Here is an 18913-nt window from a genome sequence, read left to right as displayed (position 1 = left end):
CATGTTATGGCAATTATTTCTCGTCTTCATGAAAGTAGGGCTGATCTCCTTTGGCGGCGGATACGCCGTTATTACAATTATTGAGCATGAAGTCAATTCTCGGCATTGGATGAGTGCATCCGATTTTCAAGAAATTGTTGCATTGGCGGGTATGGCACCAGGGCCGATTGCAACGAATAGTGCGACCTTAATCGGCTATCGAACGGCAGGGATTGGAGGTGCGATTAGCTCGACACTCGGCATGATCTTGCCATCATTAATTATTATCATTATTCTTGCAGCATGTTTTGGGCGGCTGCATCACAATCGATTTGTCAAATCTTCCTTTTATGGCCTCAGACCCATTGTGACAGGCCTTATCGCGTATGCAGCGATTCATTTTGGCATATTATCGAGCTCGGAGCCGGGATTAACTTGGTCGACGCTTGCGACATTGCTCATTTGCGCAGGGTGTCTATACGGTATTATTCGGTTTAAAATGCATCCAATCATGGTTATTCTGGCCTCGGCCGCAGCAGGAGTCATTCTTTTCTAATACAGTGTGCAGCTGTCTTGGGAAGGGTGACTTTTTTATTTTTCGTAAAAGGATTTGTTTATTCATAGGACTTGGTGTCGGACAAAAATTGGTATATGATGGTAGATGTGGACGTTTTGTGAAGGGAAGATGATGTATGACGACTTACATAGCGCTGCTGAGAGGGATTAATGTCAGTGGTCAAAAAATTATAAAGATGGAGCATTTACGGCAAATATTCGAAGCTCTGCCGGTGCACAACGTACGGACGTATATTCAGAGCGGCAATGTGCTCTTTGAGGCAGAAGAACAACCGACAGATTTTTTATCGGCACAGATTGAACAGACACTTCGCGATGCGCTGGTCTATGAGGTACGAACCGTCGTCCGATCATCGGAGGAGCTTTCCGAGGTAATCGCGCGAAGTCCGTATGCAGGTGAAGTGCAAGGTGAGAAGGAGAAAATATATGTGACTTTTCTGTCTGCGCTGCCATCGGAATCGAATATTGCACAGCTCATGACGTTCAAGAGTGATGTCGATGATTTTCAGGTTTCGGGGCATGAGGTCTATATTCGATGTCGCGAGAGCTATGGCAAATCAATCTATTCGAATAATTTCATGGAGAAGAAGCTAGGGGTGGCCGCAACGACACGCAACTGGGCGACCGTTAATAAATTGCTAGCACTCGCAAAGGCCTAGTAAAAAATAACGTGAAAGGAACGAAGACGATGGCGAACAAAGGAAACGAGTACACATTATTGTATGTGGCTGATCCAGAGGCATGGACGGCATGGCTTGAAGATCATCATACGACCTCGACTGGCGTGCGACTGCAGATTGCGAAGAAAGGTGCGACCCGAACGACGCCAACGTATAGCGAAGCATTGGATTGTGCGCTCTGTTACGGGTGGATCGACAGTCAAAAGGAGAGTTATGACGAAGAATTCTACATTCAGCGATTCGGCCCTCGATCATCTCGGAGTATCTGGTCCCAGGTCAACAAAGATAAGGTGACACGTCTGATCGCGGAAGGTCGAATGAAACCTGCAGGCTTGCAAGCCATTGAACAGGCGAAGGCTAATGGGCGATGGGATGCGGCATACGCCCCGCAGAGCGAGAATCAGATGCCTGAGGATCTGGAGGCAGCTCTGGATCAGAACAGTAAGGCTAAGGCATTCTTCGAGACGCTAAACCGTACGAACCGATTTGCGATCACGTTCCGGTTGCAGAACGCCAAGAAGCCGGAGACGCGGAAGAAGCGGTTGGACCAGTTCATTGCCATGCTGGAAGCTGGGGAGAAGATATATCCATAGGGATTGAATAAGGTCGGCCAGGATTCTGGCGGGCTTTTTTTGTGTTCAATAATTTATTTCTTTTTTCTTGACTTTTGGGTAGGTGATAGATATATAATGAATTCATTAATCGTAAGTATTACTATTAAGAAGTGATAAGGAGTGTACTATGACAAAAAATAGAATTCCGGTTACCGTATTAAGCGGGTATTTAGGTTCCGGTAAAACGACGGTGCTCAATCATGTGCTCAATAATCGACTAGGCTTGAAGGTTGCTGTCATCGTCAATGATATGAGTGAGGTCAATATCGACGCCGAACTCGTGAAGTCAGGCACCAATCTATCGAGGACAGATGAGAAGCTAGTCGAGATATCGAACGGCTGTATCTGCTGCACATTGCGGGATGATCTCTTGGTTGAAGTTGAACGGCTTGCAAAGGATGGGAGATACGACTATATTCTCATTGAATCGAGCGGAATTAGTGAACCGGTGCCTGTCGCACAGACGTTCAGTTACGAAGACCCGGAGTCGGGCATTAATCTTCCCGAGCTCGCGAAGTTGGACTGTCTCGTTACCGTTGTGGATGCTAATCGATTCTGGCATGATTTCTCCTCGGGTGAGACGCTGTTAGATCGTGATCAGGCTGTCGGTGAAGGGGACCATCGGGACGTCGTGGATCTGCTCATTGATCAGATTGAGACCTGTGATATCTTAATCTTGAACAAATGCGATCTTGTCGATGAAGCAGGATTAAAGACGTTAGTGGGCGTGCTGCGTAAGCTGCAGCCGAATGCTAAAATCATTCAGACGGTGAACGGTCAGGTGGATCCGAGCGAGATTTTGAATACAGGACGATTCGATTTCGAACAAGCCAGTATGTCCGCAGGCTGGATTCAAGAACTCCAAAAGGAGCATCATACACCAGAGACGGATGAGTACGGCATCAGCAGCTTCGTCTATCGTCGGAGAAGACCTTTTCATCCTAAGCGGCTCGCTGATTTTATGTCAGAATGGCCAGAAGAGGTTGTTCGGGCGAAAGGCATCGTATGGCTCGCGGCCAAAGGCGATGTCGCTGCCAACCTAAGCCAAGCCAGCTCATCGATTCAATTTGGTCCAGCAGGATATTGGGTTGCGTCGCTGCCGAAGCTTGATCAAGAATATATTCTAAGCACGGAACCCGATGTATTGAAGAAATGGGATCCCACTTGGGGGGACCGGATGAATGAGGTTGTGTTCATTGGTATAGCGATGGATCAAGCGGAAATTGAAGACCAGCTCGATCATTGTCTAGTTGATGAAGTAGAGTTATTGCAAGACTGGGCGCAATTTGAGAATCCGCTGCCTTGGCCGGTTGACACGTTGCTGCAAGAGTAAGGATAGTGTTTGTTCACCTTTTCAAATCGTAATTATTACGATTTTGTGGCGTACAGTATTAGCGAACTAGATCAATATTGGATCAGCCAATATGTGGGCTCTATGAGCAGCGTATTGGCTTTTTTCATGTTCATGCCAGGTAATAAGTGGTATTATTAGGGATTGATGGGTGATATAAGGAGGGAATAGTGTGATTGTTTGGATTAATGGCGCATTTGGCGCAGGAAAGACGGAGACGGCGAATGCACTTCATCAGAGGGTTCCGAATTCATTCGTCTATGATCCGGAGAATGCGGGGTATTACATTAGAGCAAGCTTGCCAGAGGAGCTTCAGCTGGATGATTTCCAGCATCATCCCGAGTGGCGCGAAATTAATTATACGATGTTATCCAAAATGGAACGATCGTATTCTGGATTGACCATCGTTCCTATGACTTTGGTGAATCCCGAATATTATGAAGAGATTATCGGGAGATTGCGAGCAGACGGTGTGATCGTAGAGCACTTTACACTCCGTGTGTCGAGAGAAGTATTGCTTCAGCGTCTAGCACAGCGAGGTGATGGGCCAGAATCATGGCCTGCGAAGCAAATTGAACGTTGCATGGAAGGACTCTCGTCCTCGATATTCGAACAATATATGGATACAGATGAAATAACGACAGACCAAGTCGTGAACCGAATTGTAGATTTGGCGGGTCTTGGCTAGATATAAAAGGAGGGAGTCTGAATGGACCCTTTTGGTGGACTGGGGTTTGGTGGACCGTCTATTTTTGTTCAAGTCGTAAAAACAATTGTAATATTGGGATTCATAGGTGCATTTATTTATTTCATCGTTAATGCGGTTGGTGCAGCAGGGAAGTGGTCATCGAATAATGCTTCAGATTTGGTTACAAGACCATGCAAGGTCGTCGCGAAGCGTTCCAAGGTCTGGGGCGGATCCGGTGATTTCAGCGCCAATACAGATTACTTCATTACCTTTGAGTTCGAGGATCGTTCCAGGCTCGAGCTTCAAATCCGAAATGAGCAATATGGGCTAATTGTTGAAGGTGATGTTGGAGAAGTACGTTATCAAGGGACCCGATTCAAACATTTTGAACGGAAGCTGTAAAAGTCTAAGCGATGATGGTATTCTCACTGAGAATGAATTTCAGTTTTTATGAAAAAAGGGTTGCAATCGACTACAAATCCGTTATAATGATGATAATGATTATCATTCTAAAGTAATGCGAGGTGTGGTTGACGTGGAATATTTGCTTCCGATAACATCATCATGTTTGCTGCTTCTAGGCGCTGTATGTATGTTCATTTCGATGAAGAATGATCAGCGGATGAGACAGAGCTTCAAGAAGAGCCGTAGCGTGGTTTCCTAGTCACCGCATCGATGCAGTGAGAATACATATCCCCAACAGATGGCATGAACGATTTATCGTCATGTCGATTTGTTGGGGATTTTTTTTGTTTACATCTGCTGATACCTAGATTATAATAATTATAAATAAGTTTCACGAAGTAAACTTTGTTGCGTAGTGTAAAAATGAATATCATTCTCAATCATGCTGCTTTCCTACCCAGGGAAGCAGCATGCGTCTTATTTAGGGTATTAACAACGAATCTCATTCTCAATGACAAAGGGGATAATCATGATGAATCAATCCGTAGAAATGTCTCATCTCGCGGACCAAGTGGTAGACAATAAAGCAGTGAACTCGCACTGGGAGGAATGGAAAGCGAAATATGGTGAGGGTGCAGCCGCATTGCTGAGTGGTGCGATGGCGCTTGGTGCCTGGTTCGTGACTGATCTTTGGCCTATTTTCTCAATCATCTTATATTCAGCGGCATTTATCGTTGGCGGTTACGTGAAAGCGAAGGAAGGTCTCGAGACGCTTGTGAAAGAGAAGGATCTCGATGTGAACCTGCTTATGATCGTTGCCGCATTAGGTGCTGCATCCATCGGATATTGGGCGGAGGGCGCGATGCTGATCTTCATCTTTGCCTTGAGTGGTGCCCTTGAGACCTACACGATGAACAAGAGCTCAAGAGATATCTCGGCACTGATGGACCTCAAACCTGAGAATGCCCGTGTTATTCGTAATGGTCAGGAAGTGCTCGTGTCCATTGAAGCATTGCAAATCGATGATGTGCTGCTCGTCAAACCAGGTGAGCGAGTTCCAGCCGATGGTATGGTTACCGAAGGGAGTTCCTCCATTAACCAAGCTTCTATTACGGGTGAGAGCATTCCAGTAGATAAAATGGTTGGCGATGAAGTGTTCGCAGGGACATTGAACGGCGAAGGTGTTATTTTCATCCAAGTGACGAAGACCAGTGAATCCAGCCTATTCTCCAAAATCATTCGCATGGTTCAAGAAGCACAGCAAGAAATGCCGAAGTCGCAAATCTTCGTAGAGAAATTCGAACGGATGTATGCACGGATTATCATACTCGCGACGCTGTTGTTGATTGTCGTTCCGCCGCTTGTCTTCCAGGATACTTGGAGTGCTGCGTTATATCGCGCGATGGTCTTTATCGTCGTCGCTTCTCCTTGTGCATTAGCTGCTTCGATCATGCCTGCAATGCTCTCCGCGATTTCGAATAGTGCACGTAAAGGTCTTCTGTTCAAAGGTGGAGCACATATTGAGAATTTGTCCCGTGTCAAAGCGATTGCATTCGATAAAACGGGTACACTGACGATCGGTCATCCGGTGGTTGCGGAAGTGGTCTCATATCAAGGTCTGACTTCACAGGAAGTACTAGAAATCGCGGCATCACTCGAGAGTTACTCGAATCACCCGATAGCGAAAGCCATTGTTGACCATGCTGGAAGTGATGCGCTGCAAGGACATTCCATTTCAGATTTTCAGTCGATCACAGGCTTTGGTCTTCAAGCCAACCGGAACGGAATCGCATGGAAAGTCGGTAAACCAGCTTTTATGGAATCCGATTATTTATCTGAAAATATCATGATTGATATCGAACGGATGGAGAATGAAGGGAAGACGCTCGTCGTGCTACAGAACCCATCGGGAATCGCAGGCATTATCGCACTTCAAGATCAGATTCGCCCAGATACGTCGCGTGTGATTCGAGATCTTAAGGCCATTGGCATCCATACCATCATGTTAACAGGGGATCAGCAGAAGACCGCAGAAGCGATTGGCAGACAGGCTGGAATCCAGCAGGTGTACGCCGATTTGCTGCCTGAGGATAAGCTGTCGATTATTAAGCAATTGAAGCAGTCGCACCACTATGTAGCCATGGTCGGTGATGGTGTGAACGATGCACCCGCACTCGCGACCGCTTCAGTCGGCATCGCGATGGGCGCAGGGGGAAGTGATGTCGCCCTCGAAACTGCTGATCTCGTATTGATGAATGATGACCTGAGCAAGCTGCGCGATGCGATTATTCTAGGCAGACGATCACGTAGGATTGTGAAGCAGAATCTCGTATTCTCAATTACGGTCATCGTAGCTTTAATCGCAACGAACTTTATCTCAGGCATTCCTCTTCCGCTGGGTGTCGTAGGGCATGAAGGAAGTACAATTCTGGTTATTCTGAATGGACTTCGGTTGCTACGGTAGGACATATACGAAGAAGATGAGAAAAGGCTCATTCCAGCTGGAATGAGCCTTTTTACGTGATTATTATTTATTTTAAATTTCAAAATACATATTGCGTTATGGAGTAATTACTATTACTATATAGAGTAAGGAGGTGTTAAAAAATGGATGAAGATTTACAGCTTAACGTTCCGCTATTACGAAGACGTGTTCCGAACCTAACAACTGCAGCACGGACAGCTGGTTTAAGAGCTGCGACCGTCTCTAATTTATGTACAGGCAAAATTCCAATCGGTCGGGCTGAAGTGAGAACGTTAGTAGCCCTTGCGACACTTGCAGGGTGTAGTCTGGATGAACTCATTATTCGAGGGAGTGGGATACGGATGATTGAGACGGGGATTAAGGCTTTGGATTTGCTTGCACCGGTTGTTCGCGGAGGTACGGTTGGTTTTGTGGCGCATCCGAATATGGGGCAGCTCGTATTGTTGGCTGAATTTATGCTTCGATTGAGAAAACGAGGCTTCGCAACGGTATTCTGGAACCCAGGCTCAGATGCTCCAGGAATGAATCATATTCTTGCGCACACAGAGTTCCAGCATAGTACAAGAGAAGAGATCTATGAGCGGATCGTAAGTCTTCGAGATGAGAAGGATGTCGTGTTAGGTGTGGATCGAAGTACCGTGTTATCGGGTGAATTGTTCTCCCTCCGTGAAAGTCTTAAGGAAGTTGGAGCTAGACCGATCACGATTGCACTCGTCGATATGAATTGTGAGGTTGTGAATGAGCAAGATGCCTATGGACCTCTGGATACGTTGTGGCGGTTCGATGCGGACCTTATCTCTCGTGCTATTTATCCGGCGATTGATCCAATTGCCTCCACCTCTACAGTATTAGAAGGTGCGCATTTGGACGCGATTCATCTCACAACACAGCAGCGTGCACGAAAATTGCTGCGCCGCTACCGCGAATTAAGATCACTCGTCGCTGCACATGGATTGGATAAAATATCAGAGGCCGATACACAATTGTATAAGCGTGGCGAGCGATTGGAATCTTTCCTTGCACAGCCATTTTTTGTCGCCGAACCTTATACGCAGAAACCTGGCGAGTGGTTATCGCTCTACGACACGCTAGAAGATGTGCGCCGGATAGTGGATGGTGAGATGGATGCCGTCGATCCTTCAGAGCTGTTTTTCAGAGGTCGGTTAGAGGCTAGAGCTTAAAATATAGGAATTGAAGATATGTAGAACCACAGCCGAGGGGGTTGTGGTTCTTTTGGTATGCGGCGCAAAAAGCAAAATAGTAATTGACAATGATTAACAATTTGAATATGATATACTTAAGAAATGAATGAATCGTTCATTCATAAAAAGCCGAATCTATTCAAAGGAGATCGATAAACGTGATAAAATCCAATGAGAACAAGAAGTGGACAGTAGCAGGCAAGTATGTTGTCATTACGGGGGCAACAAGCGGCATCGGCTTGGCAGCTGCGAAAGAGCTTGCAGCTCGCGGCGCTAACCTTGGGATCGTGGCACGGAGTGAGGCGAAGGCGAAGGATCTGGCGGATGAAATCCATGCCATAACAAAAGGTCGCACGACCGTGGATATTTTTATCGCGGATATGGCTTCTCTGCAATCGGTTCGTGAAGCGGCCAGCGAAATCCTAGAGAAATGTCCGAGAATTGACGTACTGGTCAATAACGCAGGCGCTTTATTTGATAAGCATCAAATGACGGTCGACGGTTTCGAGATTACTTGGGCGGTCAATCATCTGGCCCCATTCCTGCTCACGACATTGCTCATTGATCGGCTAAAAGAAAGTGGGCCTGCCCGTATCGTGACGACCGCATCCCATGGCCATAAGATGGCGAAGAAAGGCATCATTTTTGACGATTTGAACGCGATTCGCCTCTACAGCTTTCCGCAAAGATTGATGGGCGGTTCTACCTTCCGCTACGCTGAGACGAAGCTGGCGAACATCATGTTCACAGCGGAATTGGCTAGACGGCTTGCAGGTACAGGAGTAACGGCGCATTGTTTTGATCCTGGGCTCGTTGCTACGAATTTCAACCAGAATAATGGCATGATGGCTCGGATGACCATGGCGATGATGAAGAGATTTTCCCGCACCCCGGAGAAAGGGGCTGAGACGCTGGTGTGGCTCGCAGATACGGATGAGATCAACGGTCACAACGGTTGCTATTATACTGATATGGCAGTTACCGTGCCGGCTCAGCCTGCTCAGAATCAAGAAGCCGCTAAGCGATTGTGGGAAGTAAGCAGGGAACAGCTACATCACTCGTAGAATTTATAATTCATAGCATTAATAAGAAAGGTGATTATCATATATGGCAACGAAACGAAGCGATGAAAATCAACCCGAATCTCCTCTGGATGAGCGGAGGGAACAGATTAAGAAGGCGGCGCTCAAAGTTTTTGCGCAGCGGGGAATTGCCGGCACGAAGATGAGTATGATCGCAGCCGAAGCCGGCATTAGCCAAGGTTTATCCTATCGCTATTTCAGCTCAAAGGAAGAGCTCTTTGTCGTGCTCGTGCAAGATGCGCTTGAGGAGGCGCAAACGGCGATCAAACAGCTTCATCAGCTTCCGGGTTCGCCGCTTGCACAGATCAAAGCATTGACCATCCAGATGCTCGACGAAAATCATAAGCAGTATTTCCTACTGCTCCGTCAAGCGCAAACCTCCGAGGATGTGCCGCAGCAAGCGCAGCAGCTTCTTAAGCAATACTCTTCGGAAGATACGATTCGTCTGCTCGTCCCGATCTTCCAGCGAGGACAGCAGGCAGGGGAGTTCCGTGAGGGCAGTCCGGAGCAGCTGTTGTTCCTTTATTTCTCTGTCGTGACCGGTCTTATGCTACAGGATGTGAACTTACCCGAAAGGTATTGGGTGCAAGAAGTGGATCATTTCATGCGGATTTTGACCAAATAAGTCCATAGCCTCTTATATGCTGAAGGTAGGATAAAGAAGCTCGGACGGCAATCGTCTGAGCTTTTTCACAACTGTAATCAAATTTGGCTTCCTTCTACTTGCCAAACGACTGCAATACCAATTGAAAACGGAACTTCATATCGTCTTCGAACCACATTCTGAAATTTGTCCCCCACACGTTATTGTGCAGGTTGAAGTGAAACCCGCCGTTCAGAGGAGCAAACATATTATCGAATTGAAGCAGCCGTCCTTCACCTGGGCAAACGAGCGGCGCATCCAGCGTTCGGATGACGCAGCTTCCGTCCGCACCCTCGTAATACAGCCCGGAGTCTAAGGCATGCATATTGCGATTCCCATCTTTCACAACGGTTAATAGAGAGAGGAGCTGCCCCAGCTTATCCATTGTCCACATATTCGGGTTATCTACGAGCGGCACGAAGGAGAGCCAGCTTGCTTCTGGCAGTCGGCAGGCAGTTTTCCCGATCCAGTGCAGTTCAACATCGATTTGCGGCTCCTGCTTATGGAATGCATAGATCATGATTAGCTTTTGGGGTGCGCCATACTGTTCACAGACGATCGCATCCATAGCTAGCTCGATCCGTACAACATCGCGATCCGCTTGCTTCTCCAATCGAATCGTCCTTGGCGCCCCCTGATAACTTGTATGTTCCGGCCGCGGTTCCGCATATTCCATGCCCGGTTTGCCAAAATCGGGTTCTGCCCAGCTGTGATGCAGTCTTAGATCTCTAGAATATTCTTTATAAAATCGGTCGTAATTTTCTTGGCCGAAGGCCTCGTATCGATAGGCTCCTAGCCGGTGAGCATCGTTCGCCCATACTTTTCCGTTGCGGTCGACTAATTGATGAATCGATCCATCCGGAGCAAAGGCTGCGTGAAAACAACCTAATTCATAACAAGTACTCCATTCAAGCTTTTCTGCGTTGGGATCCGAAACGATGCTGTCTTCAGGAGCCAGTTGTTCAAATGCAGCCAGCGCTTCACTAATCAGCTCCTGAGGCAATGCGGATAAAGCCTGGTCGATATATTCGCGTTGTTCTTGCCACGAGCTTTCGAACAAGCTGAACGATCGGTCTGACTTTGCCATGTGCTGTAGATAAGCAAATTTATTCGTATTCGCGTCTTGGACGGCATCGTTTGCTCTGGCAGTGGCGAAATCGGCTGCAGCATAAGCGCTGTAATCGCCTAAATACACCTTCTCATCCAGACCCCAGGTATGCTCCGGTATGAGCATTAATCGATTGCAAAATAAGGAGTACGGTTCACTGCTCGGATCTATAGCCCCAGTAGAGACCCATTTGTCTCTTAAACGCAGAAGCTCCCGGTACCGAGCGATCTTCCATGGGTCGGAAGCGGCCCCGTGAATCCATGAATCGCCAATTTCCTCGCGGATGACCGGTAGGCGATCTTTCAATGCGAGCAGTTTCTCTGCAAAAGCATCTAAGGTGGATGCTATAATTTCCGCACCTGGATATTCATGCTGCAAGTAAACAAACAATTCGCGCACAGCTTCGATGCTGGAAGGTCCATGGTTATCGCCGGTATGGGCAAAATACAAAGCATCTTCCAGTCCGTCGATCTCTAACGGCTTGCCATAATCAGCGGCATAATTGACGATGATTTCCGAGCCGTCGGCGGCGCGCCACACGAATACCTCGGGAACATGCGGCTTTTTGGAAGCCGGATTGACGCCCAAATGCAAATATTTAATCCCGTTTCTTGCCAAGATTGGAACGATGCCAATGGTATGGCCTGGAACGTCCGTCATTTTCGCTGCGATCGTTGCTTTACCGAACTGACGATCAAGATCCCTGGAAAGGGACAAGCCAAATTCAAACAGCTTTGCGTCCATCAATTCGGTATGTGTCGTAAACGGCAGTCCGTGCCAAGCGATTCGGCCTTGACGGATCGCTTCTTCCATACGGTTGCGAGCGTTAGGCGGCGCCGTGCGCAAGAATTCGTGGATCAGCCACGAACCTGTCGTCCATACGAATTTCGCATTTCCTTCTTCTTCAGCCAATCGCTCGGACAAATCCAATGCCTGCGGAATAAACAGGTTCATATACCGGTTCACCACATGGTTTGCCAAATCGGTAAAACCAATGTCTAGATGTGTTTTGAAAATAACATGAACTCTTTTGTAGGCTGCCACGATTTCCCTCTCCTCATTGTTCGATTATTCTTTAACGGATCCCAATACGATGCCATGCACAAAATATCTCTGCAAGAACGGATAAATGAGCAGAATCGGGATCATGGCGACCATCAGTTTGGCCGCGTTCAAGGTCTTATTCGATGCCTTCATCAATTCGATCAGCTGCTCTGTCGTCATCTCTTTCATCAGATCCGGCGTAATATTCACGACCAATTGTTGAATGTATGTCTGCAGTGGATAATTTTGGGGCTTGCTCATATAGATTAACCCATCGAAGAAAGAATTCCAATGCCCTACGATGCTGAACAGTGTAACGGTGGCCATCGCGGGAACGGAAAGTGGAATATAGATACGCAAGAGCGAATACCATGGCCCTGCACCATCCACAACGGCCGCTTCGTCCAATTCTTTCGGTAAGCTGCGGAAGAAATTCATAATTAGAATCACATTGAAGATCGGTACGGCTCCCGGAAGAACGAGCGACCAGATCGTATTTTGCATCCCAAGCGTTGTTATGGTGATATATAAGGGGATCAAGCCTCCGGAAAACAACATGCAGAATACGAGAAGCCACATGTAAATGTTTCGGCCGGGGAACTGTTTGGCACTTCGCGACAAAGGATACGCCATAATGACGGTTAATAGAAAATTAAGGGCCCCTCCAATAAGAACCCGTTTGATAGAAACCCCGAATGCCCGAAAAAACTTCTCATCATCAAGAATAATCCGATAGGACGTCAAATTGAATCCACTTGGCCATATTGTCACTTGGCCTGCATTCGCGGCGGCTTGATCACTGAAAGAGAGAGCAATCGTGTACCACAACGGATAAAGAGAAGTTAGTGCAATGATGACCAATACTAACAAGATGATGCCATCAGCGAGCTGGCTGGATAATGTTCGAGATCTGACCATAGTCACCCTCCTTTCATGCTTAAAAAATCCGATAGTTGGCGAATTTGTAAGCCAATCGGTACGATATTGCAATCAGTAGGATCGCTACGACCGATTTGAGCAAACCAACGGCAGTAGCTAAACCGTATTGCATCTGGACAAGACCGAGGCGATAGACATACGTATCGATGATGTCTCCAGACGAGTAGACAAGCGGGTTGTACAGATTGAAGATTTGATCAAAGCCTGCGTTGAGCACATTGCCGAGACTTAATGTTGTCAACAAAATGATGGTTGGCATAATACCAGGAAGTGTAATGTATTGGAGTTTCTTCAGCCGGCTTGCTCCATCGATTTCCGCCGCTTCATACAAGGATGGATTGATCCCGGTCAATGCGGCCAGATAGACGATCGTGCCAAAGCCGAATTCTTTCCATATGTCACTCCAGACAACAATATGGCGAAACCATGTGTTGCTGGCCAGAAACATAACCGGCTCCATGCCGAACAAACCGGCAATCTGATTGACGATGCCGTCGAGCGATAAAATATTGACCATGATTCCGGCCAAAATAACCCATGACATAAAGTGGGGCAAATATACGATCGTCTGCACGGTGCGCTTGAACCAGCGAACCTGAACTTCATGCAGTAGCAGCGCGAAGACAACCGGTATGATGATGCCGGCGGCAATTTTCATCGAGGCGATCAGAACCGTATTAAGTACCACTTGCTTGATGTCTGGAATTTGCAGCATAAATGCAAAGTTGTCCCATCCGATCCATTCCTGTTTCCAAATTTTTTTCCCCGGAATGACATTTTGAAATGCCATAACGATGCCGAGCATCGGAGTGATGCTGAATACGAACAACAATAAGATGCCGGGAGACAACATCAGATGATAATGAAACAACGTTTTTTTGTCCTTCATAGGCACGCACCCCCGCAAGAAGTAGTGAAGGCGCAAGGTATTTAACACCTCGGCGCCTTCCTTGAGCTCAATACATCAACTTGCCGTTATTTCTTGGACGCTTCATCCACTTCTTTGGTAATTTGGTCGCCTCCAAGCTTCTTCCATTCCTGGACAAATGAATCGAATTTATCGACAGGCTCTTCACCGAGAATGATCTTCAGGAACGTTTCGTTCTCCATTTTTTCGAGAATGGCCCACTTGAGCTCCATTGTTTTGGTTTGCCCGAAGAAGACGTTGCGGATGATCGTAAGTTTGCTCGGATCAATTTCAGCCGATCCGTCCATTCGTGCCATAGCGTCGGACCATGCAGCTAAATCCTTTTTTGGATTTTCGGCATTTGTCTTCACGTTTTCGTACCACATTTTGAGCTCATCATTAAGTTTGGAAGGATCTTTGGCTTCCCACGCTTCCTTCAAGTTCAGATGGGACTTATAGGCGGCGTCTTCAAAATCAACCTGCAAAGTAAAAGGCCAGACGGCCCAACCTACATTCAAGCCTTTATAAATATCTTTGGATCCCGGATCCAGCTTGCGAATGCCCTGATATTCCACATTCAGCACTTTAGCGATTGCCTCCGGATGTGCGTATTCTTTGTTCACAACCAGGAACGATCCTGTCGGGTTCTGGTCATACGTATTGAACTTGCCGTCTGCATCAAGTGGAGCGGTAAACGGTTTCCATTCGGCCTTCGGGTCGTTCTTGACCGAATCCGGAAGCGGCCAATACGAAGTCCACCACGGGCCGAACACGACGCCGACCTTGTTCGCAGCAATCAATTCGGTTGAATCTTTGCGAACCGGGAATTGTTTGTCGATGATGCCCGCAGCGTACAATTCATGAAGCTTGGCTAAGGCCGTTTTCATTTCCGGTAAGATGGAGCTGTAGACAGCGTTGCCCGATTGATCTTTTAGCCATTGACTTTTATAGGCATGCAGTGCGCCGAAGATCGGATCGAATCCGCTAACGGTGTTCCATCCTGCTAAGGTAGGGATTCCCGTAAATCCGTAAGTGTCATTCTTTCCGTTGCCATCTGGGTCTTTTTCGGTGAACGCTTTGGCGACCGCGATCAGCTCATCGAGTGTTTTGGGCGGCTGCAGCCCTAATTTGTCGAGCCAGTCCTGACGAATCCAGGTGAAGCTGTGCTGTCCGCCGATTTCCGTACCAGGGAAAGCCATGAGCTTCCCGTCAAATGTCGCTCTTTTCAACACCCGATCTCCGTAAGAGTCGTAATATGTTTTGATTTGCGGGCTCGCATATTTCTCGTATACGTCTGTAAGATCGGCAATTAGGTCAGCCTCGACCAGCTGCTTCAACTGCTTCTCGTTCACAATGAAGGCATCGGGCAAATCCTGGCTTGCGATCGATACGGACAGCTTTTGCTGATAGGCTTCTTGCGTCTCGGTCTGCCATGTATGCGTTACTTTGACGTTCAGCTTTTTCTCGATAAACCGGTAGTATTCGTTGTTGTCGACGGTATCCCCATTTGGCAGATTGGTGCTTTTCGTGCTTATCGCTTTTCCCAAGGTGAGCGTAATCGGCTCATCATACTTGCCGAATGGATCTTCCTTACCGCTTTCCGGCGTCTTTTTTGGATCCTTTGTTCCTTCGGTCTGGTTTGTGTCTGGGCTTGGTTCGGTGCCGCTGCTGCAAGCCGTCGCGAGGAGCATGAACATCACGAGACATAATGCGATCCATTTCACCTTCATTTGATATCCCCCTTTTTTGCCAATAGAGTTAATTCGTCTTGCCCCTCGATTGTAATATGCGGCTTGTTCCAGCAGGGAGAGAATCCTGTCATTGACAGGGTGAAAACGATCCGAAGATTGCATCGATATGTATGATCGGCGACCGTTTTCTTACCTGTGCCGACCGAATTCCTACGTTACCCGTCCCCACGCAAGGTCATCGGAAGCTGAAGCATCATCGCTGTGCCTTGTCCGATTTGGCTTTCGATGTGAAAACGGCCTGTTTCGCCGTAATGGACATGGATCATTCTCACCACATAATTCAGCCCGATGCCAAGTCCGGCTTTTCTGGTTTCGCTTCGATGCAAGAGCAGCCGCGATACTTCCTCCTCGGTCATTCCAGCCCCGTTGTCTTTCACCTGAATATTCATATAGCCGTCCTGGGCTGCAACGGTCACTTCAATGACTCCGGCTTCATCGCCAAGGCCGTGGTACAAGGCATTCTCGACAATCGGCTGCAGGATAAACCGTGGGATCGTCTGTACAAGCAGCGCCTCGTCAATCTCGTACCGGACATCGAATTGGTAATCGTATCGAATGCGCTGTAAAGCGACATAATCCTTCAATGCGCCGAGTTCTTCATTCAGTGTGACGACTGCGCCTTCCTTGCCGAGATTGTAATGAAGGACCCGGGTGAAAATCGAGACGAGCCGATCGATCTCATCCTGCCCGTTCATACGTGCAATCCATTGAATTGTATTTAACGTATTGTGAATGAAATGCGGATTAATCTGATACAGCAGCTTCTCTACTTCCAAATGTGCTTTCGTCCGTTCCTTTTGCTCAATTTCGGCGAACAGCTCCTTGATATTTGCTCGCATCCGATCGAACTCAAATAATACGGTGTCGAATTCGCGGATATGCGTCAGTTTGAGCTGAGAATTAAATTTGCTGCTGGACATCAGGCGGATTTCTTTCAAAATTTTACGGATGGGCCGATACACCGTTCGCCACACCAACAGCGCAAGGGCTATACTCATCACAAGGCTAGCCAGACTGATGCCTCCGTATTTCAAAAGCCAGGATCGAAACTCCTTTTCAAAATCACGTTTCTGAATCGCAACGACGATGCTCCAACCTTGATCACTGCTTTCTTGGAACAGGTAAGCGCCGGCGGTATTCTGCAATGAAAAATCAGAGTTAGGAGAGAACTGGCTCGGGTCGTCGCTGTACGCGACTTTTCCGTTTTGATTCAAGAGAATATGCGAGGCGTTCATACCGTATTGTTTTTTATGAATGATTTTTTCGAACAGGAGAAGATTTGTTTCGAGATAAACGTAAACCGACTGTGGCTTCATCCCGGGAACATCGATAGGTCTAGTCATGGAAAAAACGCTATTGCGGCTGTGTTTGTAGGCTGTTGTGTGGGGACCGTAAAACGACGCACCCTTAACTCGGGATAACAAGGGGAGAGCTTCGAGTGCAAAATCTGTGCGAATATCTCTGTTTTCAAACCGGATTTCCTTCGGATCAGAAAAATAATAGAGGATCACACCCAAATACGGATTTGTAAAGTTGACCAGGTTCATGTTCCGCTGAATCTCTGTCGTTAACTGCATCTGCTCGAATACCCTTTGGGACGCAAGCAGTCTGGACAGCGATTGTCCGACACTTCCTTCCTGTGAAAGCTGCAGGGATGCGTACTCCATATTGCTGAGCGTATTTTCGAGGTTGATACGTGTTTGCGCCAGCGTGTTCTGAATACCGTTTTCGATTTTTTGCTGGAACACATTTTGTAAGGCCAAATAAGAAATGGCCCCCAGCAGAAGGAGCGGTATCAATGTACTCATCAAGAGGGTGGCTACCAGCCGAGATTTTAAGGAGGTGAAAATCATAGATTCGATCCGCTCCTCTCACATGCCTTCCGGTATTCCATCGGACCCGTGCCAACGCGTTCGCGAAAGATTTTGCTGAAATATTTATCATCCTTATAGCCCGACAACTCGGCAATCCGGTAAATCGGATAAGCAGTTGTCTCGAGCAAAGTTTTCGCTTTGTTGATTTGCAAACCTTTCATATATTCACCAAATGTTTTCCCAGTGATCTCTTTGAAGCATTCACTGAAATAACCGCTGCTCATATTGATTTTGGCCGCGATCATGTCGCGATTGACATGTAAATCCTCCAGCTTCCTCATAATGTGAAGCGCTTTCATGACGGAAATGATAATCTCGTCAAAATAATCAAGCTGCTTCATTCTGCTCCGAATCCGGCTGCGTATTTCGTTAATGCATGCCTTGAATTCCCGCCAGGTTCCTATAGAAATCGGGTCTGTCCTGTTCACGTCCAATTCACCGATGGGGAACAACTCCCGCCAAAGCTGCAGCAATTCGCACAGCATGTCCTGCAACTGGGGGGCGCCTGGTTTGGTCCGTTCGATTGAAGCGCATAGGTTGTTCCAAGCTGTCTCCTCATGAAGCCAATGAAAGGAGAACCACATTTCGTCGAGTATGATCTGGTCCTTATCGGTTTTCTTGTCCTCCGGCGGCGCAGGCAGCAGTACGTCGTATACTTTCCGATGCGGCTCGCATTCGTAAAACAGGTATCTTCGTAGAGCCGATACAGAAGGCTGCTTATGGTCGTACACCTGCAGGAGAACGAACTCATTCGACTCAGCAATGAACTGCCGAATCACCGATTCCTGTAACGTAGAGGTTAGCGACCATACATTTTCGCCCATGGCTGTGATGGAATGAACACCTGCACGCTGCAAATCGGTATACACGTGATTCATAGCGAGTGGATTTCGTGCGGCAATCAACATTTGAGTTCTTTCATCTGCATTGGGATGGGAAAGCGGTCTGCTGGATAGTTGATTCGCTTGCTCAAATTCGATTCTTTGAACAATGCGACATAGAATATCGTCCATACTTTCCTTGTCCAGCTGCGTTTTGACGACATAATCAATCGCTCCAGCGCGCATCGCCTCTTGGATATAATGAAAATCCTGATGGCAAGTGAGGACGACAAAACAAGTCCTCGGATGTTTGATACGCACGGCCTTCATCAGTTCAAAACCGCTCATTGTGGGCATGGTCAAATCAACGAACAATAAGTCGATCGGATGCTGTTCCATGAATTCGAGCGCGGCTCGGCCATTCCCCACATCCCCGATAATAAGAATCTCGTATTTTTCCCATGGCATTGTGGAAATGAGTCCTTTGCGAACAAGCCTTTCGTCATCTACGATCAGTGCTTTCAACATATGGTTCACCGCCTCGATTTCTTTTCGATACAGAAGTGTGAAATCATTATATACATAATTTGGGGAGGTTTAAAGAAGAATCCCCGCTTTGTAGGAATAGAAAAGCAGGACAAATAAGCTCAGACGGCAATCGTCTGAGCTCTTTCTTACCACAATAGAAAGTTTAAGTTTTCGGCATCCGAAAATAGGTTTCTTATTGGCGATAAAACCTACCTTTGACCGCGGTCGCTCATCTT

General features: G+C 47.3%; 16 protein-coding genes. 10 read left to right on the top strand and 6 right to left on the bottom strand.

Annotated elements, in window-relative coordinates; all coding sequences use genetic code 11:
- Window position 1 precedes the first annotated feature (1 nt).
- The 10 genes from AC3WU2_RS12595 to AC3WU2_RS12550 all read left to right on the top strand — a co-directional run bounded on the left by AC3WU2_RS12595 (window position 2) and on the right by AC3WU2_RS12550 (window position 9687).
- On the top strand, window positions 2–535 hold the full coding sequence (locus AC3WU2_RS12595) for a chromate transporter (protein ID WP_492454522.1): 534 nt from the start codon (window positions 2–4) through the stop codon (window positions 533–535).
- A gap of 136 nt (window positions 536–671) precedes the next feature.
- Window positions 672–1214, top strand: a complete 543-nt coding sequence (locus AC3WU2_RS12590; RefSeq protein ID WP_492454520.1) for a DUF1697 domain-containing protein — start codon at window positions 672–674, stop codon at window positions 1212–1214.
- Window positions 1215–1243: 29 nt separating this feature from the next.
- Entirely contained in the window at window positions 1244–1828 is a 585-nt protein-coding gene (locus tag AC3WU2_RS12585) for a YdeI/OmpD-associated family protein (protein ID WP_492454518.1), read from the top strand.
- Between the two features lie 148 nt (window positions 1829–1976).
- Complete coding sequence (locus AC3WU2_RS12580) at window positions 1977–3182, top strand: GTP-binding protein (protein WP_492454516.1); 1206 nt, start codon at window positions 1977–1979, stop codon at window positions 3180–3182.
- 190 nt (window positions 3183–3372) lie between these two features.
- Entirely contained in the window at window positions 3373–3888 is a 516-nt protein-coding gene (locus AC3WU2_RS12575; protein WP_492454514.1) for an AAA family ATPase, read from the top strand.
- Window positions 3889–3909: 21 nt separating this feature from the next.
- The gene (locus AC3WU2_RS12570) at window positions 3910–4290 is read left to right on the top strand and encodes a DUF2500 domain-containing protein (protein ID WP_492454512.1); all 381 of its coding nucleotides are present in this window, start codon (window positions 3910–3912) and stop codon (window positions 4288–4290) included.
- Between the two features lie 535 nt (window positions 4291–4825).
- Window positions 4826–6757 (top strand): heavy metal translocating P-type ATPase, encoded by a 1932-nt coding sequence (locus AC3WU2_RS12565; RefSeq protein ID WP_492454729.1) that lies wholly within the window; start codon window positions 4826–4828, stop codon window positions 6755–6757.
- A gap of 143 nt (window positions 6758–6900) precedes the next feature.
- Window positions 6901–7959 carry an ATP synthase beta subunit C-terminal domain-containing protein gene (locus AC3WU2_RS12560; RefSeq protein WP_492454510.1) on the top strand — a complete coding sequence of 353 codons (1059 nt, stop codon included), beginning with the start codon at window positions 6901–6903 and terminating at the stop codon, window positions 7957–7959.
- Between the two features lie 179 nt (window positions 7960–8138).
- Window positions 8139–9044, top strand: a complete 906-nt coding sequence (locus AC3WU2_RS12555) for an SDR family oxidoreductase (RefSeq protein WP_492454508.1) — start codon at window positions 8139–8141, stop codon at window positions 9042–9044.
- 43 nt (window positions 9045–9087) lie between these two features.
- The gene (locus AC3WU2_RS12550) at window positions 9088–9687 is read left to right on the top strand and encodes a TetR/AcrR family transcriptional regulator (protein ID WP_492454506.1); all 600 of its coding nucleotides are present in this window, start codon (window positions 9088–9090) and stop codon (window positions 9685–9687) included.
- Window positions 9688–9781: 94 nt separating this feature from the next.
- Here the strand turns inward: AC3WU2_RS12550 and AC3WU2_RS12545 are convergent, their stop codons facing one another.
- From AC3WU2_RS12545 to AC3WU2_RS12520, 6 genes are all read right to left on the bottom strand, one after another.
- Window positions 9782–11857, bottom strand: a complete 2076-nt coding sequence (locus tag AC3WU2_RS12545; RefSeq protein ID WP_492454504.1) for a DUF5054 domain-containing protein — start codon at window positions 11855–11857, stop codon at window positions 9782–9784.
- 24 nt (window positions 11858–11881) lie between these two features.
- Window positions 11882–12775 (bottom strand): carbohydrate ABC transporter permease, encoded by an 894-nt coding sequence (locus AC3WU2_RS12540; protein WP_018755024.1) that lies wholly within the window; start codon window positions 12773–12775, stop codon window positions 11882–11884.
- A 19-nt stretch (window positions 12776–12794) separates the two neighbouring features.
- Window positions 12795–13685, bottom strand: a complete 891-nt coding sequence (locus AC3WU2_RS12535; RefSeq protein ID WP_492454501.1) for an ABC transporter permease — start codon at window positions 13683–13685, stop codon at window positions 12795–12797.
- Window positions 13686–13771: 86 nt separating this feature from the next.
- Window positions 13772–15433: an extracellular solute-binding protein gene (locus tag AC3WU2_RS12530; RefSeq protein ID WP_492454499.1), complete on the bottom strand. Its 1662-nt coding sequence runs from the start codon at window positions 15431–15433 to the stop codon at window positions 13772–13774.
- A 176-nt stretch (window positions 15434–15609) separates the two neighbouring features.
- Window positions 15610–17262, bottom strand: a complete 1653-nt coding sequence (locus AC3WU2_RS12525; protein ID WP_492454497.1) for a sensor histidine kinase — start codon at window positions 17260–17262, stop codon at window positions 15610–15612.
- Window positions 17263–17303: 41 nt separating this feature from the next.
- Window positions 17304–18677 (bottom strand): response regulator transcription factor, encoded by a 1374-nt coding sequence (locus AC3WU2_RS12520; RefSeq protein WP_492454495.1) that lies wholly within the window; start codon window positions 18675–18677, stop codon window positions 17304–17306.
- Between the last annotated feature and the right edge of the window lie 236 nt (window positions 18678–18913).

The sequence above is a fragment of the Paenibacillus sp. EB106-05-06-XG162 genome (genome assembly GCF_058791655.1).
This window is presented reverse-complemented; position numbering and strand designations above follow the sequence as displayed.